21 protein-coding genes are annotated in these 19,507 nt (G+C 73.2%); 12 read left to right on the top strand and 9 right to left on the bottom strand.

The features are described from left to right. Positions 1 to 2: 2 nt before the first annotated feature. A complete protein-coding gene (locus ACIP64_RS29215; protein ID WP_401592423.1) occupies positions 3 to 716 on the bottom strand; it encodes a DUF2993 domain-containing protein in 714 nt (237 codons plus the stop codon). A 317-nt stretch (positions 717 to 1,033) separates the two neighbouring features. Between ACIP64_RS29215 and ACIP64_RS29210 the strand changes: the two genes are divergently transcribed. Next, on the top strand, positions 1,034 to 1,921 hold the full coding sequence (locus tag ACIP64_RS29210; RefSeq protein ID WP_401592421.1) for a hypothetical protein: 888 nt from the start codon (positions 1,034 to 1,036) through the stop codon (positions 1,919 to 1,921). A gap of 79 nt (positions 1,922 to 2,000) precedes the next feature. Here ACIP64_RS29210 and ACIP64_RS29205 read toward each other — a convergent pair whose 3' ends face one another. Beyond that, a complete protein-coding gene (locus tag ACIP64_RS29205; RefSeq protein ID WP_401592419.1) occupies positions 2,001 to 3,974 on the bottom strand; it encodes a LamG-like jellyroll fold domain-containing protein in 1,974 nt (657 codons plus the stop codon). A 378-nt stretch (positions 3,975 to 4,352) separates the two neighbouring features. Between ACIP64_RS29205 and ACIP64_RS29200 the strand changes: the two genes are divergently transcribed. Both ACIP64_RS29200 and ACIP64_RS29195 read left to right on the top strand, forming a co-directional pair. Continuing rightward, positions 4,353 to 4,568 carry a type II toxin-antitoxin system VapB family antitoxin gene (locus ACIP64_RS29200; RefSeq protein WP_401592417.1) on the top strand — a complete coding sequence of 72 codons (216 nt, stop codon included), beginning with the start codon at positions 4,353 to 4,355 and terminating at the stop codon, positions 4,566 to 4,568. Beyond that, positions 4,565 to 4,981 carry a PIN domain nuclease gene (locus ACIP64_RS29195; protein WP_401592415.1) on the top strand — a complete coding sequence of 139 codons (417 nt, stop codon included), beginning with the start codon at positions 4,565 to 4,567 and terminating at the stop codon, positions 4,979 to 4,981. The genes ACIP64_RS29200 and ACIP64_RS29195 overlap by 4 nt, the downstream gene beginning before the upstream one ends. 15 nt (positions 4,982 to 4,996) lie before the next feature. Here the strand turns inward: ACIP64_RS29195 and ACIP64_RS29190 are convergent, their stop codons facing one another. The 3 genes from ACIP64_RS29190 to ACIP64_RS29180 are packed head-to-tail and all read right to left on the bottom strand — an operon-like array spanning position 4,997 to position 7,046. Continuing rightward, entirely contained in the window at positions 4,997 to 5,512 is a 516-nt protein-coding gene (locus tag ACIP64_RS29190) for a universal stress protein (protein WP_401592413.1), read from the bottom strand. An 18-nt stretch (positions 5,513 to 5,530) separates the two neighbouring features. Continuing rightward, entirely contained in the window at positions 5,531 to 6,787 is a 1,257-nt protein-coding gene (locus ACIP64_RS29185; RefSeq protein ID WP_401592585.1) for an SLC13 family permease, read from the bottom strand. A gap of 34 nt (positions 6,788 to 6,821) precedes the next feature. Beyond that, positions 6,822 to 7,046, bottom strand: a complete 225-nt coding sequence (locus tag ACIP64_RS29180; RefSeq protein WP_401592411.1) for a hypothetical protein — start codon at positions 7,044 to 7,046, stop codon at positions 6,822 to 6,824. Between the two features lie 135 nt (positions 7,047 to 7,181). On the opposite strand from ACIP64_RS29180, the gene ACIP64_RS29175 reads away from it, so the two are divergent. Beyond that, positions 7,182 to 8,303, top strand: a complete 1,122-nt coding sequence (locus ACIP64_RS29175; protein ID WP_401592409.1) for a sensor histidine kinase — start codon at positions 7,182 to 7,184, stop codon at positions 8,301 to 8,303. A 61-nt stretch (positions 8,304 to 8,364) separates the two neighbouring features. Then, the gene (locus ACIP64_RS29170) at positions 8,365 to 9,042 is read left to right on the top strand and encodes a response regulator (protein WP_401592583.1); all 678 of its coding nucleotides are present in this window, start codon (positions 8,365 to 8,367) and stop codon (positions 9,040 to 9,042) included. Here ACIP64_RS29170 and ACIP64_RS29165 read toward each other — a convergent pair. After that, positions 9,025 to 9,495, bottom strand: coding sequence for a MarR family winged helix-turn-helix transcriptional regulator (locus tag ACIP64_RS29165; RefSeq protein WP_360900929.1), 471 nt, complete (start codon positions 9,493 to 9,495; stop codon positions 9,025 to 9,027). The genes ACIP64_RS29170 and ACIP64_RS29165 overlap by 18 nt on opposite strands. 106 nt (positions 9,496 to 9,601) lie before the next feature. Here ACIP64_RS29165 and ACIP64_RS29160 point away from each other — a divergent pair, with 106 nt between their 5' ends. Then, entirely contained in the window at positions 9,602 to 10,459 is an 858-nt protein-coding gene (locus ACIP64_RS29160; RefSeq protein ID WP_401592406.1) for an SDR family NAD(P)-dependent oxidoreductase, read from the top strand. On the opposite strand, the gene otsB is transcribed toward ACIP64_RS29160, so the two are convergent. After that, positions 10,429 to 11,310: a trehalose-phosphatase gene (gene otsB / locus ACIP64_RS29155; RefSeq protein WP_401592404.1), complete on the bottom strand. Its 882-nt coding sequence runs from the start codon at positions 11,308 to 11,310 to the stop codon at positions 10,429 to 10,431. The genes ACIP64_RS29160 and otsB overlap by 31 nt on opposite strands. Positions 11,311 to 11,470: 160 nt before the next feature. On the opposite strand from otsB, the gene ACIP64_RS29150 reads away from it, so the two are divergent. The 4 genes from ACIP64_RS29150 (at position 11,471) to ACIP64_RS29135 (ending at position 16,153) form a co-directional block, all read left to right on the top strand. Further along, complete coding sequence (locus ACIP64_RS29150) at positions 11,471 to 11,869, top strand: nuclear transport factor 2 family protein (RefSeq protein ID WP_401592402.1); 399 nt, start codon at positions 11,471 to 11,473, stop codon at positions 11,867 to 11,869. A 45-nt stretch (positions 11,870 to 11,914) separates the two neighbouring features. After that, entirely contained in the window at positions 11,915 to 12,355 is a 441-nt protein-coding gene (locus tag ACIP64_RS29145) for a nuclear transport factor 2 family protein (protein ID WP_401592400.1), read from the top strand. Positions 12,356 to 12,587: 232 nt separating this feature from the next. Then, positions 12,588 to 13,349: an ABC transporter ATP-binding protein gene (locus tag ACIP64_RS29140; RefSeq protein WP_401592398.1), complete on the top strand. Its 762-nt coding sequence runs from the start codon at positions 12,588 to 12,590 to the stop codon at positions 13,347 to 13,349. Continuing rightward, complete coding sequence (locus ACIP64_RS29135; RefSeq protein ID WP_401592396.1) at positions 13,346 to 16,153, top strand: FtsX-like permease family protein; 2,808 nt, start codon at positions 13,346 to 13,348, stop codon at positions 16,151 to 16,153. Before ACIP64_RS29140 ends, ACIP64_RS29135 begins: the two co-directional genes overlap by 4 nt. Before the next feature lie 91 nt (positions 16,154 to 16,244). Here ACIP64_RS29135 and ACIP64_RS29130 read toward each other — a convergent pair whose 3' ends face one another. Then, positions 16,245 to 16,514, bottom strand: coding sequence for a DUF3263 domain-containing protein (locus tag ACIP64_RS29130; RefSeq protein ID WP_401592581.1), 270 nt, complete (start codon positions 16,512 to 16,514; stop codon positions 16,245 to 16,247). Positions 16,515 to 16,628: 114 nt separating this feature from the next. Between ACIP64_RS29130 and ACIP64_RS29125 the strand changes: the two genes are divergently transcribed. Together ACIP64_RS29125 and nagA are read left to right on the top strand one after the other, a co-directional pair. Continuing rightward, positions 16,629 to 17,522: an ROK family protein gene (locus ACIP64_RS29125; RefSeq protein WP_401592394.1), complete on the top strand. Its 894-nt coding sequence runs from the start codon at positions 16,629 to 16,631 to the stop codon at positions 17,520 to 17,522. After that, complete coding sequence (gene nagA / locus ACIP64_RS29120) at positions 17,465 to 18,661, top strand: N-acetylglucosamine-6-phosphate deacetylase (RefSeq protein WP_401592392.1); 1,197 nt, start codon at positions 17,465 to 17,467, stop codon at positions 18,659 to 18,661. The genes ACIP64_RS29125 and nagA overlap by 58 nt, the downstream gene beginning before the upstream one ends. 68 nt (positions 18,662 to 18,729) lie before the next feature. Here the strand turns inward: nagA and ACIP64_RS29115 are convergent, their stop codons facing one another. Further along, the gene (locus ACIP64_RS29115) at positions 18,730 to 19,410 is read right to left on the bottom strand and encodes a hypothetical protein (RefSeq protein WP_401592390.1); all 681 of its coding nucleotides are present in this window, start codon (positions 19,408 to 19,410) and stop codon (positions 18,730 to 18,732) included. Between the last annotated feature and the right edge of the window lie 97 nt (positions 19,411 to 19,507).

Below are 19,507 nucleotides of genomic sequence, written 5' to 3'. Positions count from 1 at the left end.
CGTCACCCGTCGAAGCGCGAGGAACCGAGCGTCACTTGGTGCCCGGTGAGGCTGATCTCGATGCCGTCGGCGGTGGCACGCGCCGCGGTGAAACCGAGGCCGACCGGGAGGGCGACCCTCCACTCGCAACCGGCGCGTTCGGCACCGGGAACGGACAGCGTGAGCTCCGAGCCCTGCGCGAGGAGCGTGCCCGTGCTGCTCAGCGGTGCTCCGCCGACCGTTCCCGAGACCTGGACGCGTGCCGCCTGGCCGTCCGATCCCGGGGCCTGCGAGATCTTGATCGAGCCACCGGCCCTCGCCAGCCGTGACACCACGCCGGACAGGTCCTTGTAGGAGAGGGTCAGGGTGCCGGTGGCGAGATTGGCCTGGGCACTGCGCGCCGTCACCGAGGTCACGCTCACGTCGCGCAGATCGATGCGGAGCCGGGCGATGTACAGGTAGCCGCCCTGCCGGTTGTCGACGGTGTCGACGTAGAAGTGGTCGGCGTCCAGCGTGACATGGCGGAAGTCGCCGTCGAGCGCCTGGGTCACGAACGGGAAGCCCTGGATCCCCACGCTCATGTGGCCGTCCGTGGTGTTCGCGTAGCCGTACTTCTCCTTCGCGAGCTGGAGCGCCTCCTTGTCCGCGTAGTGCACGGCCACCCGGTCGGCGGTCACGAACAGCACGGCCAGCACGGCCACCGTGACGGCCAGGACCTTCACCCATCGACGTCCCACGCCGATCCCCCCATGCGTTGCGTTGTCGCCGACGACGAGGTGCGTGCGAGGCGATCACGCACTGCCGCGGACCTCGGCGACAGCCTAGATGTAGGGACCACGGGCGTTGTTGGCGCGGTCCCCTCCAGCGGTCGCGGGCCGCGTCCGGGGCTGCGCTTGCGTGCGTCGGGTCGGCGAACGGGCGTCGCGCGCGCCGCCGCCGTGCGGGTAGAGTAACCGCCCGATCACGCTTCGTGCTTGCGCACGAAGCGGCCCCCAGCGGTGCGCCAACACCGACCGGGGGCCTACATCCCCGAGGCCGATGCGGAGCCCCGTAAATGCTGCGTCATGCTATCCCGCCGACCCGTTTCTTCTCCCAGACGCCGAACGACCTCATCCGCCATCCGCGGCTGAACGGAACGGCCGTACGACTGCTCCAGTGGGCGCTCTCCCTGCCCGACGGATCGCGCGAGACCCTCCAGACCATCGGCGAGAAGATGCCCGAAGGACGCATCGCGCTGCGCCGGGCCCGGCAGCAACTCGAAGCCGAGGGCTACGTCCACACCCGGCGCAACCAGTGCCCGCACACGGGTCGATGGACGACCCGAGTGCTGGTGTCCAATGTCGCGTTGCTGGCCCCGGAGGAGATCGAGGCCGCCTTCGCCCCACCGGGTGACCGGATGCCGACCGTCGGCGCACCGGCCGAACGGGCCGTCGGCGCATCACCCAGGGAAAAGAACACCGAAGAGGTGAACACCCCCCACCCCGACGCGCCGCTGGTCGCCCGCGCGGCGGCCGTGCTGCACCGGGTGGGGCGGACGGAGGCCCGGCTCGCCCTCGGCATCGCCGAGGCGGCGAAACTCGCCCCGCTGGCCGCGCGCTGGCTGGCCAACGGCGCGAGCGAACTCGAACTGCGCACCGCCGTCAGCGCCGGACTGCCGTCCGCCGTGCACTCCCCCGCCGGCTTCATCGCCCGCCGCCTGCGCGACAAGCTCCCCGCCCCGCGCACCCGCCTCGATCCAGCGGCCCCGGCCGAACCGCTGCCCGAATGCGCGGGCTGCGGCGATCCGTTGCCGCGAGGGCAAGCCACCGGGGTGTGCGCGCCCTGCACCGGCGCCGTCCCCGCGCCCGGCCCCGGCGGGCCGCGCGGCGCGGACCGGGTGCGCGCCGCACTGGCGCTCGCCGCCCCGGCTGTACGCGTGCGAACGGCCTTGCCACGGCTGTAGGGGCGGGACTGACGGTGAACCGACCCCGTCTCCCGCCTCCGACGGACGGGCCGGGGGCGGGAGACGGTGACCGGCCGGACTACTCGGCGGTCAGGAACTCGTCGTGCGACAGCGGACGGTTCACTATGCGGATGTCACCGACGTTGCCGTGGAAGACGACGTCGACCGCGCCCGCGTACTCGTGGCCGCCCACCAGCCAGGGCAGACCGAGCGAGGTGATGCCCTGCGAGACCCGGTTCGGGTTGTCGACGACGGGCGCGCCGTCGACGTACAGGCGGGTGTAGCGGCCGTCGTTGACGACCGCCAGGTGCCACCACTTGAGCTCCACCAGGCCGTGACCCCAGTTGGTCGTCGGGTAGGTGGTGTTCAGCGGGTAGTGGTTGAACTGCGGCTCGCGGCCGTTGTTCGTGATGTTGAACTGGGCCAGCGGCTCGTTCGGGTCGGTGTTCTTGCCGTGCTTGCCCGCCGCGCCGGACGCACCCCGGCGGCTGAGGAACGACGCGTTGCCGTTCCGGCCGGAGTCCCAGTCCAGCGGCATCATCACGAACGACTCGATCGTGTAACCGCTCCTGAAGGTCTCGCTGTTCAGCGGCGCCTTCGGACCCGTGGTCAGGTACGAGCCGTTGACCGGGTTGCGGCCGCCGGTGAACTTCAGGCTGGCGTGCGCGGGCTGGTCGGGGTGGTGGTCGGCGGACCAGGTCAGCGCACCGTCGGCGGTGCCCGGCAGGGTCACCACCGTCAGGTCGTTGCCCTTGCCGGACAGGTCGCGGATCGTCTGGCCCGCGGTGAGCGCGGTGCCGGGCGCGCCCTGCCCGTCGAAGCGCCAGTAGGCCAGCGTGCCCTTCACCAGCTCCTTGCTCGCCGGGCGGGCGGGCCGGACCGGGACCGGGTTGAAGCTCGCGAAGCGCTCGTCGAAGTCGATCGGCATGGAGAAGTTGTCGACCGGGCCGGTGACCTGGGCGATCTCCGCGGCCAGCTGGGTGCGGGTCTCCGGCTCCTGGGCCATGATCCACGGGTTGATCGTCTCGACGTCGATCGTGTTGCGGACCAGGTCGAAGTGGTACAGGCGGATCATGCCGCCGCCGCCGAAGTACCGGTTCTGGTAGTTCGTGATGTGCATGTGCACGTCGTTGCCGGCGGCGTTCTTCTGGGTCATGCGCCCGGGCGGCCAGTAGTGGCCGTTCAGGGTCAGGAAGACCTGGTCGTTCTCCTTGATCAGCTTGTCCCACATCGCCTGACCGTTGCCCACGATCACGGCGTTGTTCTCGGGGTCGCCGGACTCGTACGGGAAAACGTTGTCATCGTACGGAGAGGCGACGATGTCGTGCGACGTGACGATCACCGGCATCTTCGGGTGCGCCTTGATGACCTTGTTGGCCCACGCGTAACCCTGGTCGGTGGTGCGCCAGTCCAGCGCCAGCAGCAGCCACGAGCGGCCGGCGGCCTGGAAGATGTGCGCGGTGTTGTAGCCGGTCTCGTCCGCCGAGGCGAAGGTCTTGGAGTGCCGGAACCGCTGCGGGCCCATGGTCCGCAGGTACGGCGTGTCACCGCGGCTGTCGTCGCCCGACACGTCGTGGTTGCCGGCGAGCACGCTGTACGCGGCGCCGTGCTGGTCCAGCACCGCGAACGCCTTGTCGACCTGCTCGAAGGACGACGGGTCCGCGTCCTGCGTCATGTCGCCGAGGTGCGCCATGAAGACGATGTTGTTGTCGGGGTTGCCGCTGTTGTTGATGATGTAGCGGAACGACTCCTCCTGCGGAGTCCGGTTCACGCTGTCCTGGCTGCCCCAGTAGAGGAACTGGGTGTCCGGCATGACCGCGAGGGTGAACTGGAGCGACGTCGGGTCCGGGTTCCACTTGCCGCTCTTGCCACCGTGCCTGGCGGCGTCCTCGGCGTTCCCGGCCTCCGCGGCGGACGCGGGCGTCACGCCGAACGCGGCCCCGCCGACGCCGACGGCCGCGGCGCCCGCGCCGGCCAGCGCCGCGTTGCGCAGAAAACCGCGCCGGCTGTTGCCGGCCGGCTCCTGGGACGAATGGTCACCATGAGTGCACATGAGGGGGGCCTTCCCGATTGGATGGTTTCAAGCCCCATCGACGCTACGCAGGAAGGCCCCCCAGCTGGGCATACGTCAGATGACAAACGGAATGCGGGTCTCCGCCCAAGGTTTACGGCACTCGTCAACCGGCGGCGGGAAGTCGGCCGCTCGATGAGCGGAGGATGACGAGGAGACGTCGATGTCGTCATGCCGCCGCAACCCGGGAATATCCGCGCGGCCCTGGCAGTGACACCAGGGGATGCGGTGCCGCCCGCCGGTCACCCTGGACCCACCGAACCGGCCGGCATAGAGGGCGGCAGGGGTTGGGCAGCGTTTGATATCGTCTGCCGCACATTTTGATATCATGACCCATGGATCGCACTCTTGGAGGCGGAGATGACCCGTACCGTCATAGACGTCGATGACCACATGCTCGCCGCCGCGGCCGAGATCTTCGGTACAACCACGAAGGTCGCCACCGTCAACGCAGCTCTCGAGGACGCGGTCAAGCGCCGGAAGCGCGCGTCGTTTCTGGAGTGGCTGGCTGATGGCGGGCTTCCTGATCTGACCGGTCCCGTCGACAGTGCGGACGACCCGCATCACGACGCATGACCGACCGCTTCCTCATCGACACCTCCGCCCTCGCCCGTTATCCGAAGCCGCCGGTCCGCGCCATGGTCCAGCCGCTGCACAACGCCGGGCTCCTCGCCGTGTGCGGGGCCGTCGAAGTGGAGGTCCTCCGCAGCGCCCGTTCCAAGGCCGACGCCGAACGTATCCGCGACGAGATGCGCGGTTTCGACTGGCTCCCCACGCCTGACGAAGCATGGGACCGCGCCCTAGAGGTGCAAACCCTGCTCATCGGAGACGGGAACTGGAAGGCTTTGTCCGTCGCGGATCTGATCATCGCAGCGACGGCGGAGCGGCACGGCGCCACCGTCCTGCACTACAACGGCGACTTCGACATGATCGCGCGCGTGACCGGACAGCCCATGCGATGGGTGGCCACGGCAGGCAGCGCCGACTGACCGGGGCCGACCCCACTATGCCTGCGGGGGCGGTGGGGGGATCGTGCCGAGGTCGGGGGCGGGTTCGGGCCAGACCAGGAGGACCGGGCAGGGCGCGTGGTCCACGACGAAGCGCGCGGCGGGGCCCAGGCTGTGCGGGCCGAGGTGGCTGCGGTCGCCGTCGCGGGCGAGGACCAGGAGGTCGGCGCCCTCCGCCGCCGCCACCACCTCCCGTTCGACCCGGCCGGTCAGCTCGCGCCGGACGCACGGCCGGCCCAGCCGGTCGGCCGCCGCCGCGAGCAACTCCCGTCCCGAGACGGCCGCCTGCTCCTCCATGCGGGTCCCCGGATCGCGCCCCCAGCCGCGCGCCGGGCCGTGCGGGCGCGGGTGCCCGCGGCCCAGCAGACCCGCGAACGCGCCGTGGGCCGCGCCCGGCACGTCCTGCCCGCTGACATGGAGCAGCACGATGTCGGCGCCCTCCGGCGCGTGGGCGCGCGCGGCGTCCACACACGCGGGCCAGGTCCCCTCGACGGTCCAGACGACAACGGTCAACGCGGTCCCCTTTCCGGCTCAGCCTCCGAAGACCGGCAGTGACACCCACAGTGCCACCACCGACAGCACCAGCGCAGCGGGCACGACGAGCAGCCCGAGAAGCGTGAACTCCCGCAGGTCCACGGCCGCGTCGTGGGCGTGGACGATACGCCGCCACAACAGGGTGGCCAGCGACCCCGCGTACGTCAGGTTGGGGCCGATGTTCACCCCGAGCAGGACGGCGAGCACCGCGCCCGGGCCGCCCGGCGCCGCCAGAGGCAGCAGCACGAGCACCGCGGGCAGGTTGTTGATGACGTTGGCCAGCACCGCCGCCAGGGCCGCGAGCCCGAGCAGCGCGAGCAGGCCCGTGCCCTCGGGGACGACGTGCGTGAGCACGGAGGCCAGCCCGTTGTCGACGACCGCGCGGACCACCACGCCGAGCGCGAGCACGAACGCCAGGAAGGGAACGGCCGCCGACCGGCCGATCGCGCGGACCGTGGTCCGCCGCCGCAGCAGTGCGTGCACCGCCAACGCCAGCGCGCCGGCCAGCGCCGCCCACGCCGGGTTCAGCCCGAACGCGGAGGTGGCGACGAACCCGGCGAGGGTGCAGACCACCGTCACCAGCGCGAACAGCGGCACCTCCGGCGCGTCCCCGGCCGCCCGGACCCCGGCGGAGGCGTCCAGGTCGGAGGCGAACCAGCGCCGCAGCACCACGTACTCCACGCCGATCGCCACCAGCCACGGCAGCGCCATCAGCGCCGCGAAGCGGGCGAAGGACAGCCCGCTGGAGGCGAAGGCCAGCAGATTGGTGAGGTTGGAGACGGGCAGCAGCAGCGACGCCGTGTTGGACAGGTGCGTGCACGCGTACACGTGCGGCTTGGCCCGCGCCCCGAGTCGCGCGGCGGTCGCGAAGACCACGGGGGTGAGCAGCACCACGGTCGCGTCCAGGCTCAGCACCGCGGTGATCACCGAGGCCACGACGAAGACCTGGGCCAGCAGCCGGCGCGGACGGCCCGCCGCCGTCCGCGCCATCCATGCCCCGCAGGCGCGGAACAGCCCTTCGTCGTCGCAGAGTTGGGCCAGCACCAGCACGGCCGCCAGGAAGCCGATCACCGGCCCCAGCCGGGCGGCCTCCTCCCCGGCGTGGTCGAGGGAGATCGCCCCGGTTCCGATGACGATGCCCGCCGCCGGGACGGCGACCACCGCCTCGGGCAGGCCCCAGGGGCGCACCACGGCGCAGACCAGCACCACCACCAGCAGCAGGGCGGACAGCGCCTCCGCGTACGACGTGCTCAGGACCGGCTCCTTCGGTGGGCCACAAACGGGCGGACTACTTCTTCGCCTTGCCCACCGAGTCTGCCGCCACGCACACCGCCAGGCCCAATGCGACCAGCACGACACACACGTACATCCGGTAGCCGTCGAGGAAACCGATCCGCTGCACCAGCGCCCACAGATGGAACCTGCCGTCGGTGAGCTCGTAGGCGATGCCGCCGAGGCCCTGGGAGAGCAGGACGAAGCCGAGGAATCCTGTGAACCCGCGAAGACCCTTCATGCCCCGAGGCTAGGAAGCGGCGCCGGGGCCGGGCTGTCGTCCTAAGTAGCCGATCGGCCCCCGCGTGTCGTCCGAAGGTCCCGACTTCGCACGCGGCCTGTGGTGGCGGCGTCCGCGGTCCGTAGATTCGGGGACATGCGAGGCATACCCAGACGCATGCCGAAGGGCATCGGCGCCGACATCGCGGTCTTCCTCGGCGCCGCGGCCTTCTCCGTGCTGTCCGCGGGCGGGACGGGCGCCGGGACCGGGATCGCCGAGCAGGCCGTGAGCGCGGCCGCGTGCACCGCGCTGTTCCTGCGGCGGCGGTGGCCGGTGCAGCTGGCGGCGGCACTGCTGGTGACCGGATGGTTCGCGCACCTGGTGGGCGGGCCGACGGCGGTGGCCGTCTTCACCGTGGCGGCGCACCGCCCGCTGCGAAGCACGGCGTGGATCGCGGCGCTCGCCTTCGCGCCGCTGCCGGTGTTCCTCGCCCGCGGACCCGACCCGGACCTGCCGGAGACCGGTTCCGCGCTCACCTTCTTCGCCATCATGGCCGGGGCGATCGGCTGGGGGCTGTACGTGCGCTCCCGGCGGCAGTTGCTCGCCTCCCACGCGGAACGGGGACGGCGGGAGGCCCGCGAGGAGATCGCCCGCGAGATGCACGACGTCCTGGCGCACCGGCTGACGCTGCTCAGCGTCCACGCGGGGGCGCTGGAGTTCCACCCGGGAGCCCCGCCCGCCGAGATCGAACGGGCCGCGGGCGTGATCCGCGACGCCGCGCACCAGGCGCTGGAGGACCTGCGCGGGATCATCGGCGTCCTGCGCGAGCCGGGCGGGACGGGCGGCACGACCGGCGGGGGCGCGGGCGTGCGCCCGCAGCCGACCCTCGCCGACGTGCCCCGGCTGGTGGCGGAGGCACGGGAGGCCGGCATGCGGATCGCACTGGAGACGGACTGCGCGGCGGGGGAGGGCGGGGCCGCCACGGGGCGCACCGCCTACCGCATCGTGCAGGAGGGGCTGACCAACGCCCGCAAGCACGCGCCCGGCACGGAGGTGACGGTCCGGCTCAGCGGCGGCCCGGCGCGCGGGCTGACGGTCGAGGTCAGCAACCCGGCGCCGGACACGGCCCCCGCCGCCCCGCGCGCCGCGGGCATCCCCGGCGCCGGACAGGGACTGACCGGCCTCACCGAACGTGCCGCCCTCACCGGCGGCCGGCTCGAACACGGCCCGGTGCGCGGCGGCTTCCGCGTCCGGGCCTGGCTGCCGTGGGCGCCGTGAACGCCGTGAACGCCGCGACGGGCCGACTGGCTACGGTGGGCGCGTGACCGTGCTGCGCCTGATGCTCGTCGACGACGACCCCCTCGTCCGCGCCGGCCTGCGCCTGATGCTGGGCGGGGCCCCGGACATCGAGGTCGTGGCCGAGGCCGGCGACGGGGCGGAGGTCTCCGCGCTGGTCGAGGCGCACGCCCCCGACGTGGTCCTGATGGACATCCGCATGCCTTCGGTGGACGGCCTGGCCGCCACGGAGGAGCTGCGGTCCCGGCCCGGTGCGCCGGAGGTCGTCGTCCTGACCACGTTCCACACCGACGAGCACGTGCTGCGCGCGCTGCGCGCCGGGGCGGCGGGCTTCGTCCTCAAGGACACCCCGCCGCGCGAGATCGTCGAGGCGGTACGGAAGGTGGCCGCCGGGGAGCCGGTGCTGTCGCCCGCGGTGACACGGCAGTTGATCGCGCAGGTCGCGGGCGGGGCGGCGCAGTCGCGGAGCGCGGGCGCGCGGGCCCGCCGCCAACTCGCCTCGCTGGGCGGGCGCGAACGCGAGGTGGCCCTGGCCATCGGCGAGGGCCGGTCGAACGCGGAGATCGCGGCGGCGCTCCACATGAGCGTGCCCACGGTCAAGACCCATGTCTCCCGCGTCCTGGGCAAGCTCGGGCTCAACAACCGTGTGCAGATCGCCCTGATCGTGCACGACGCGGACGCCGACGGCGGCGGCGCCGGGAGGTCAGGCGGCCGGGCCTGAGGGCTTCCCCTTGAGTTTGGCCCAGATGGCGTTGAGCGCCTGTATGTCGGCCTCGTCCAGACGGTCGTCGAATCCGTCCGCCAGCGCGGCGCGGCGGGTGGCGTCGGCCTCGTCGAAGGCCGCCCGGCCGGCCTCGGTCAGCAGCACCCCGGTGGAGCGGGCGTCGGTCGGCGAGGGCACGCGGACGATCAGGCCGCGCGCCTGGAGGGCGTCCATGACGCGGGAGACCTGGCTGCGGCTGAGCAGTGTCCGCGCCCCCAGGTCGGAGGCGGCCACCGGCTCGCTCCGGCGGCGCAGCCACAGCATGACCTCGAACCAGGACATCGGCAGGTCGTGGGCGCGGAGCAGCGCCTGGTCGACGCGGCCGGTGAGGGTGGTGCCGGCCCACATCAGGCCGTAGAAGGCACGGTCGCGGTCGGAGAGTTCCCCCAGGGTGATGTCGTTGCGCGCCATGGGGTCACCTTACCGGGCGGGGCGGGGTTGTGTGTACACGCACGCAATGGTTATGGTGTGTGTACACGCACAGAATCCCTGGGCGCGACGAACGAACGGAACCCCCATGCCTGCCCACGCCACCTCCCCCGGCACCGTCCTCATCACCGGCACCTCCACCGGCATCGGCCTGGCCGTCGCCGTCGGCGCCGCCCGCGCCGGCTGGACCGTCGTCGCCACCATGCGCGACCTCGGCAAGGCCGACGCGCTCCGCGAGGCCGCGGAGAAGGCCGGTGTCGCCGAGCGCGTCCACCTCAAGCGGCTGGACGTCACCGACCCGCTGCTGGTCGCCGCGTGCGTCGAGGACGTCGTCGTCGAGTTCGGGCGGCTGGACGCGGTCGTCAACAACGCCGGCGCCGGACACGTCAACACCGTCGAACTGGGCACCGTCGCGGACGTGCGCGCCACGATGGAGGTCAACTTCTTCGGCGTCGTCGAGGTCACCAAGGCCGCGATGCCGCACCTGCGGGAGTCCGGCGGCCGCCTCATCACCGTCACCAGCGTCGGCGGCGTCGTCGGACAGCCCTTCAACGAGGCGTACTGCGCCGCCAAGTTCGCGGTCGAGGGCTTCATGGAGTCGCTCGCGCCGGTCGCCGCCGCCGTCGGCGTCTCCGTCATCGTCGTCGAACCCGGCGCCGTGGCCAGCGAGTTCGTCGCCAACGTCGGCATCGACATCCCCGCGTACGTCGCCGCGGCCGGACCCTACGCCGACGCGATGACGCACTACCTCGACCGCACCACGCAGGCCTTCCACGCAGCGCAGGGCGTCGAGGACGCCGCCGCACCCGTCGTCGACGCCCTCGGCGCCGACAACCCGCCGTTCCGCGTCCAGACCTCCGAGGCCGCCCGCGCCTTCGTCGGCGCCAAGCTCGCCGACCTCGACGGCTCGGCCGTTCAGTCGCTCACGCGGTCCTGGCTCTCCTGACCCTCCAGGACGGCCGCGAGGGCGTCCAGCAGACGCACCACGCCCTCCGGCCCGTCCACCACCAGATCCGCGCGGGCGGCCAGCTCCGCCACCTCCGCGCTGCCGCTGCACACCAGCACACCCGGCAGGCCGTCCGCGCGGCGCTTCTCCACCGCGCCGAACGCCGCCAGATCGCCCAGGTCGTCACCCGCGTACAGCACCGGGCCCGCCCCCACCTCCCGCAGGAAGTCGCCCAGCGCCACACCCTTGTCCATCCCCGGCGGACGCAGCTCCAGCACCATCCGGCCCGGCTCCACGATCAGGCCGTGCCGCTCCGCCAGCTCCCCCAACGGGCCCCGCAGCGCCGCGAACGCGGCCTGCGGATCCTCCGTACGGCGCGTGTGCACCGCCACGGCACGGCCCTTGTCCTCCACCCAGGTGCCCTGCCACGCGCCGATCCCGTCCAGCACCCCCGGCAGCTCCGCACGCAGCGCGTCCACCCCCGGGTGCGCGCCCGGCGCCCGCACCTCGCCGGACCGCGCGTCCCACCGCTCGGCGCCGTAATGGCCCAGCACCACCATCCGCTCCAGACCCGGCACCCCGGCGAAACCGCCGTACCGCACGGCCACCCCCGCGGGACGGCCCGTCACGACCACCACCGAGCCGATGAGCGGCGCGAGGCGCGCCAGCACCCGGGCGGCCTCCGGATGCGCCCGCGCGCTGTCCGGATCCGGCACGATCGGGGCCAGCGTCCCGTCGAAGTCCAGCGCCACGACGGCCCTGCGGGGCTCCGCGAGCAGTGCGGTCAGGCCGTCCCCGCCCTCGGGCGTCGTCGGCTCGGGCAGTTCGTCCCTGGGGTCCCTGAGGGTCATGCCACCGACCATACCGAGGGGGGCGGGGGGCATGGCGGGCGTACGGAAGCATCGCCCCTCCGGGGCTTCACCTGTGCACGGGGGCCGGCCGCCGTCGCTGGGTGGGTGCCGCGCTCCTAGGCACACGGCGGCCTTCATCGATCGCGCACGAGGATGTTGGGTGGGTAAACAGAAGACCCGGCAGCGCTTTCATGGAGGAGATATGCCAACCGTCGACCACCAGGACATCATCACCGAGTGGATCGCCGCGTCGAATACGCACGATGCCGGCACCTACCTGAAGTTCTTCACCGAAGATGCCGTGCTTGACGATCCGTCCGTGGGGCGCACATTCGATGGCGTGGCCGGCATCAAGGAATACTTCGACGCGTACTTCATCGGCTACCGCACGACAACGCGACTCCAGAGCGTCACGCCCGTTCCCGCAGCGACCGGGGCCGGATACCTGCATGTCGAGGTCGACTTCACCGGCGACTTCCCCGGCGGTCACACCGGTGGAACATTCGACATCACCTTCAGTGGGGACAAGATCGCCCACATCAGAGCAGACCTCACCTGATGTATTGAGATCTCGTCCTCCTGTCCATCATGAAAAGGGACATCCATGTCTTCCAGCGAGCATCAGATCACCCAGCTCATCGGCCGGTACGCGTTCCTCGTCGATGACGGCGATTTCGCCGGGCTCGGCGAACTCCTCGACGCCGCAGAATTCACCCTCGGCACGAAAACGGTTCGCGGCAAGGCCGCCGTCGAGGACATGGCGGTGAACACGTTGCGGACCTACGACGACGGCACGCCCAGAACCCGCCACGTCACCACCAACCTCCTCATCGACGTCGACGAGGAAGCCGGCACCGCCACCTCCTCCTCGTACTTCACCGTCCTGCAGCAGACCGACGGCTTCCCTCTCCAGCCCGTCGCGACCGGCCGCTACCGCGACACCTTCGAACGTCGCGACGGCGTGTGGCGCTTCACCCGCCGTACGGTCGGTGAGCAGTTCTACGGCGACCTCAGCCATCACGTGAAGGCCGCGCCGGACGCATGAGCGCCCTCGGCCGTCCGCTTCGCGTGCCCCCAGCCGGTGGCGCTGTCTCCCGGGCACCGCGTCGAGGATGCGGGCGGTCTCGGAGGCATCGCGCGGCCGGGTCGGCCCTGGGCGGCACCGACGCCAGCGGGCGGAGGGAGTTGTTGCCGTTTCGGGACACAGTGAGCCAGTGATCATCGCATGGCGGTCGGAATGTGAACCGATCTGTCACCGCCGGGGAAGAGACCAGCTCATGTCCAGCCTGAACACACCGCCCACGCCGCCGGGGCGGCCCGCACCTGTGCTGCTCCTGGAGGGGCTGACCCGGGTGCACGGGTCCGGGGCCACCGAGGTGCACGCGCTGCGCGGCATCGACCTGGCCGTGCACCCGGGCGAACTCGTCGCCGTCATGGGCCCGTCGGGGTCGGGCAAGTCCTCGCTGCTGACCCTCGCGGGCGGGCTGGACGTGCCCACGTCCGGACGCGTGGTGGTCGAGGGCACCGACCTGACGGCGGCGAGCCGCAAGCAGGTGGCGGCACTGCGCCGCCGCAGCATCGGCTACGTCTTCCAGGACTACAACCTGATACCCGCGCTCACCGCCGCCGAGAACGTCGCGCTCCCCCGTGAACTGGACGGCACCGGCAGCCGCGCGGCCCGCCGCGAGGCGCTCGCGCTGCTGGCGGAGATGGGCCTGGAGCAGCTCGCCGACCGCTTCCCCGACGAGATGTCCGGCGGCCAGCAGCAGCGGGTCGCCGTCGCCCGGGCGCTGGTCGGCGACCGGCGGCTGGTCCTCGCCGACGAGCCCACCGGCGCCCTGGACTCGGAGACCGGCGAGGCGGTGCTCGCGCTGCTGCGGAACCGGTGCGACGCGGGCGCGGCCTGTGTGCTGGTCACGCACGAGGCGCGGTTCGCCTCCTGGGCGGACCGGGTGGTCTCCGTGCGCGACGGCTCGGTGGTGGACATCACCCTGCGGCCGTCCGCGGATCCGCTGCTGACCGGGGGGACGGCCCAGTGACCTCGCCGTTCCGCAGCTGGCGGGTCGCGGTCCGGATCGCCCGCCGCGACGCCTGGCGCGCCAAGGGCCGCAGCCTGATGGTGCTGGCGATGATCGCGGTACCGGTCGTCGGGGTCAGCGCCGCCGACGTCACCATCCGCAGCTCCCGGCTGACCCCGCAGCAGACCGTCACCCGCGACATCGGGGCGGCCGACGCCCGCCTGGAGGACGCCGGCCAGGGAGGCACCGCGATCCTCCAGACGCCGCAGGGCGACAGCTTCGCTTTGGCGCGGCAGGAGAAGCCCGGCGAGACGGCCGTGCCGCCCGGCGTCGACCCCAGGACGGCGGCGCCCGCGGGGGCCAGGAGCATCCCCGACACGATCGCGTACGCCGACGTCATGACCACGTCCGGCATCATGGGCACCGAGGTCAGGGAACTGGACGGGGCCGACCCCCTCGCCGCCGGGATCATGGACCTGACCCGCGGGCGCTTCGCCGCCTCGCCCGACGAGGTGACCGCCACCAACGCGTTCCTGGCGCGCAGCGGACTGCGCGTCGGGTCCGAGGTCCGGGCCCAGGGACTGGACCACGCCTACCGCGTCGTCGGCGCCTACGACCTGCCGAGCAGGCTCGGCACCGCCCAACTGGACTTCCACCCGGGCGCGTTCGTCGACCGGTACGTCGCCGCACGCAAGGCGGCCGGCTCGGACGCGGGCGCACCCGCGCCGTCGTACCTGGTCGCGGTGGACGGCGGCTTCACCTGGGACATGGTGCGGCGCGCCAACACCGCCGGGGTGCTGGTCCATTCGCGGACGGTGACGCTCGATCCGCCCGCCGACTCCCAGGTGCCCTTCTACCGGCTGCCGGACTCCGGCAAGCCCGCCGCGCCCCAGGACCGCGCCGCGCTGACCGCCGGGGCGACCGTCGCGGGCATGGCGCTGCTGGAGGTCTGCCTGCTGGCGGGCCCCGCGTTCGCGGTCGGCGCACGGCGTTCGCGGCGCCAACTCGGACTGGTCGGCGCCAACGGCGGCGACCGCCGGCACATCCGGGCGATCGTGCTCTCCGGCGGCCTGGTCATCGGCGGCGCGGCCGCGGTCGTGGGCACGGTGACCGGCATCGCGCTGACACTGCTGCTGCGTCCCGCGATCGAGGACTACACCGGCAGCCGCTTCGGCGGATTCACCCTGCGGCCCGCCGAGTTGCTGGGCATCGGCGCGCTCGCGGTCGTCACCGGGCTGCTCGCCGCGGCCGTGCCCGCGTTCACCGCCTCGCGGCAGAGCGTGCTCGCCTCGCTCACCGGCCGGCGCGCGACGCGGAAGGCCGGACGGCTGCTGCCCTTGGCGGGTCTCACGGCACTCTGCCTGGGCGCGCTGATCGCGGTCTACGGATCTGCGCGCACCACCGACACCTACGTGGTGGCCGGCGGCTCCGCCCTCGCCGAACTGGGCCTGGTCGCCCTCACCCCGCTGCTCGTCGCGGGCTTCGGCCGGTTCGGCCGGTGGCTGCCGTTCGCCCCGCGGCTGGCGCTGCGGGACGCGGTGCGCCACCGCGGCCGCACCGCGCCCGCCGTGGCCGCGGTGCTGGCGGCCGTGGCGGGTACGGTCGCCGTCGCCACGTACGCGGCCAGCCAGGAGCAGCAGAACCGGGACGCGTACGTCGCCAGGGCACCGCGCGGTGTGCTCGCGGTCGGCCTCCCCTCGGAAGGCGGCCGCGGCATGGACGCGATGCGGCAGAGCGTGGACAAGCGCCTCCCGGTCGGCCGGCGGGCGGACGTGTCACGGCTCGTGACCGGGACCCGGATCTGCGACCCGTACACCGCGCAGCCCGGCTGCGGCGACGTCATGCCGGTGCAGCCCGACGCCAACCAGTGCCCGCCCGACGCCGAGGGCACCTCCGGGACGTTCACCCCGGCCCAGTTGCGGGCCTTCGCGAAGGACTGGCGGTGCCGGCAGGACGGCACCACACCGGCGATCTGGGCGGAGGGCAGCGTCCTGGTCGGCGGACCGCAGGTGCTGGACGTCCTCGGGATCCACGACCCCGCCGCGCGGGGGGCACTGGCCCGCGGGACGACCGTGCTGTTCGACCGCACCTGCGCCGACCACGGCTCCCTGCGGCTCCGGGTGACCCCGGACATGTCGAAGCAGGAGACAAGCACGGTGAAGAGGCTGCCCATGCGGCTGAGCACCGCCCACGCGTACGGGGTGCGGGCCGTCGTGCCGGAGCCGGCCGCCGCCTCCGCCGGGCTGCGCACGGTGCCGCTGGGCTCGCTCTTCACCACCACGCGCATGCCCACCGACGCCGAACAGCAGGCGCTGGCCCAGGACATCGCCAAACTGGGCGTCCGGTCCGACGTCTACCTGGAGCACGGCTACACCGGCAGGTACGGCGTCGTCCTGGTGGCGCTGACCCTCTTCGCGGGCCTGGTGACGATCGGCGCCGCAGGTGTCGCGACGGGTCTGGCCCAGGCCGACGCCGAGGCGGACCTCAGGACCCTGGCCGCCGTCGGGGCCCCGGGCCGGGTGCGGCGCACGCTCTCCGGGTTCCAGTGCGGGGTCGTCGCGGCGATGGGCGTACTGCTGGGGACGGCGGCAGGCATCCTGCCCGCGGTCGCGCTGCGGCGCGTCGACCGGCAGCAGCAGCGGGACCTCGCCCGGCAGATGCTGGAACAGGGCCGCGGCGCCCTCGTCGCACACGTCGAGGTGCCCGTGGTGGTGCCGTGGGCGACCATCGGCATGCTGCTGGTCCTGGTGCCGCTGGGGGCGACGCTGCTCGCGGCCCTGCTCACCCGCTCCCACAGCCGGATGGGCCGCCGCGCCCTGGACTAGCCCCCTTTTGTGGCTCGGTTCGCCTCCGGGGCGCACCGGCCCCCTCGGCTCACGCGCCGAACCCGCCGAACACGACGCCCACCGCCACCGCCTACCGGGTGGTGCGGTGAGCGTCGCGCATCCGGCGCAGGCGGTTGACGGTGACGGGGGCGTGCGCGAGTGCCTCGGGGTCGTCGAGCAGCGCGTTCAGAAGCTGGTAGAACCGCGTCGGCGAGATCCCGAGCCGCTCCCGTATCGCCCGTTCCTTCGCGCCGGGGCCCGCCCACGAACGGCCCGCGATGTCGAGGACGGCACGGTCCTGGTCGGTGAGGGTCACCTCGTCACGATAGCCCGTGTGGCGAGGGCCCCATGAGGTCTGCACCACACCGGCTTCCCCTTGTGCCGCCTCGCCGAATCACCTGGCGGGCGGCGGAACGGGATCTCTTTCGACGAGTGGACTAGACCTTTTGTGCTGTCTCACGGGAGACTGTCCTCCGTGAGACACGTCATCGCCCTCGATGTGGGCGGCACCGGCATGAAAGCCGCACTGGTCGCGGCGGACGGCACGCTGCTCCACGAGGCACGCCGCGCGACCGGCCGGGACCGCGGGACCGAGGCCGTCGTCGCGTCCGTGCTGGACTTCGCCGCGGACCTGCGGGCGTACGGGGCGGACACGTACGGCGAGCCCGCCGCCGCGGCCGGGGTGGCCGTGCCGGGGCTGGTCGACGAGCGGGCGGGCGTCGCGGTGTTCTCCGCGAACCTCGGCTGGCGCGACCTCCCGCTGCGCGACCTGCTCTCCCGCCGCCTGGACGGCACGCCCGTGGCCCTCGGCCACGACGTGCGCTCCGGAGGCCTGGCCGAGGGCCGGCTCGGCACCGGGCGCGGCGCGGAACGCTTCCTCTTCGTCGCCCTGGGCACCGGCATCGCCGGTGCCATCGGCATCGAGGGGCGCGTCGAGGCCACCGAACTCGGGCACATCGTCGTCCGCCCCGGCGGCGCGGCGTGCGGCTGCGGCCAGCACGGCTGCCTGGAGACCATCGCCTCCGCCTCCGGTGTGGCCCGCGCCTTCGGCGCCGAGGCCGCCGAGTGCGCCGCCGCCGTCGCGGCGGGCGACCCGCGCGCCGTCGCCGTGTGGGACGAGGTGGTCGCCGCCCTCGCGGACGGCCTGGTCACCGGGATCACCCTGCTCACGCCGGAGACGCTGATCGTCGGCGGCGGGCTGGCCGAGGCCGGTGACACGCTCTTCGCGCCGCTGCGCGCGGCCGTCGAGGAGCGGCTGACGTTCCAGAAACTCCCCCTCATCGTGCCGGCGGCCCTCGGGGACACCGCCGGATGCCTGGGCGCAGGGCTGCTGGCCTGGGATCTTCTCTCCCTGGAGGTGACCGCTTGACTGCGGAACCAACCGTGCTGACCGGTGCCCGCGTCGTACTGCCGGACGGTGTCGTCGACGGCGGCCGGATCACGGTCGAAGGCCGCACGATCGTCGCGGACGACCCGCGCCGGCCCGCGGCCGCCCGCGATCTGACCGGGCACTGGATCGTCCCCGGCTTCGTGGACATCCATGTGCACGGCGGCGGCGGCGCGTCCTTCTCGGCCGCCCGCGCGGAGGACGTCCTCACCGGCGTCGGCACCCACCGCCGGCACGGCACCACCACCATGGTCGCCTCCACGGTCACCGGCGAGCTGGACGACCTCGCCCGGCAGGCCGCGCTGCTGTCCGAACTGGTCGAGCAGGGCGACCTCGCGGGCATCCACTTCGAGGGGCCCTTCATCTCCCCGCACCGCTGCGGGGCCCACAAGCCGTCGCTGCTGCGCGACCCGGACCCCGCGGACGTCCGCAAGCTCGTCGACGCCGCCCGCGGCGCCGCGCGCATGGTGACCCTCGCGCCGGAACTCCCCGGCGGGCTCGACTCCGTACGGCTGCTGGCCGAGCACGGCGTCATCGCCGCCGTCGGCCACACCGACGCCGCCTACGAGGCCACCTTGGAGGCCATCGACGCCGGTGCCACCGTCGCCACGCACCTGTTCAACGCGATGCCCACCCTGCTGCACCGGCAGCCCGGCCCCATCGCCGCGCTGCTGGAGGACGAGCGGGTCACCGTCGAGCTGATCAACGACGGCGTCCACCTGCATCCGGCCGTCCTCGAACTGGCCTTCCGCAGCGCGGGCGCCGACCGGGTGGCCTTCATCACCGACGCCATGGACGCGGCCGGCTTCGGCGACGGCCGCTACCTGCTGGGCCCCATGGAGGTCGACGTCACCGACGGCGTCGCCCGGCTGGTCGAGGGCGGCTCGATCGCCGGTTCCACCCTGACCCTGGACACCGCCTTCAAGCGGGCCGTCACCGTGGACGGCATCGCCGTCACCGACGCCGTACGCGCGCTGAGCGCCAACCCGGCGCGGCTGCTGGGCGCGTACGACCGCATCGGCTCGCTGGAGCCCGGCAAGGACGCGGACCTGGTGGTGCTGAACGAGGCGTACGACCTGGTCGGCGTCATGCGCAAGGGGCAGTGGGTCGTCGAGCCGTAGTGGATCGGGCGGACCTCCGGCCGTAGCCGTCCGGTGCCGGAGGTCCGCCCTGTCATACGAGGCGGGCGTTACTGCCCGGCCTTCTCGCCCTTCGGCCCGACGGCGAACCATGTCCCGCCGACACCCTGGCCGTTGAGGTCACCGGGCTTGGTGTCCCCCGCGAAGCGGTAGACCGGCATGCCGCCCACCGTCAGCTGCACCTGGCCGTCCTGGCGGCGGATCGCACCCACCTGGTCGCGGTCCACGCCCGCCAGGTAGACGTTGCCGCCCTGCTGGATGGTGACCGCGGGCCACTGGACGGCGCAGGCGTCGTTGCAGTGCGACTGCGACGGGTCGGCGCTGTCCGGGTCGAAGCGGTACAGCGCGGCCTGGTTGATGTTGATCAGATGCGGGGCGGTCACCGGCGGCGAGGTCACCGCGGACAGCTGCACCCAGCGCGGCGGGGCCTCCTGGACGGCCGCCCCCACAACCGTGCCGCCGTTGCCGGTCAGCCCGGCCTGCGCGGCCGTGCGGTCGACGACCTGGAGCGCGGTGTTGCCCACGGGCTGCGACGCGGCGGGGGGCGCCGCGGGCGGGGCGGCGGGCGCCGATGCGGCCGGGGCGGCAGGGGCGGAGGCGTCGCCGATGGTGATGGTCTTGCCGCACCCGGCCAGGCCCGCCACGCCGCACAGGGCGACCACGCCGGCGACGGCCGCGCGGCGTACGCGGGCGCGCGGGGCGGCGCCGGAGAAGTGGTGAAGAGAGGTCACGGCCGGTACACGAGGCCGCGCCCGGAACGGTTCACCCCATCTTCGGGTTCCTCGGCTTCTTCGCGTTCCTCGGGTTCTTCGCGGGCGTCGCCGGAAG

Source organism: Streptomyces sp. NPDC088733 (assembly GCF_044751185.1).
GTDB lineage: Bacteria > Actinomycetota > Actinomycetes > Streptomycetales > Streptomycetaceae > Actinacidiphila.
The sequence above is the reverse complement of the archived record's forward strand: the minus strand, read 5'-3'. Positions and strand labels throughout refer to the sequence as shown.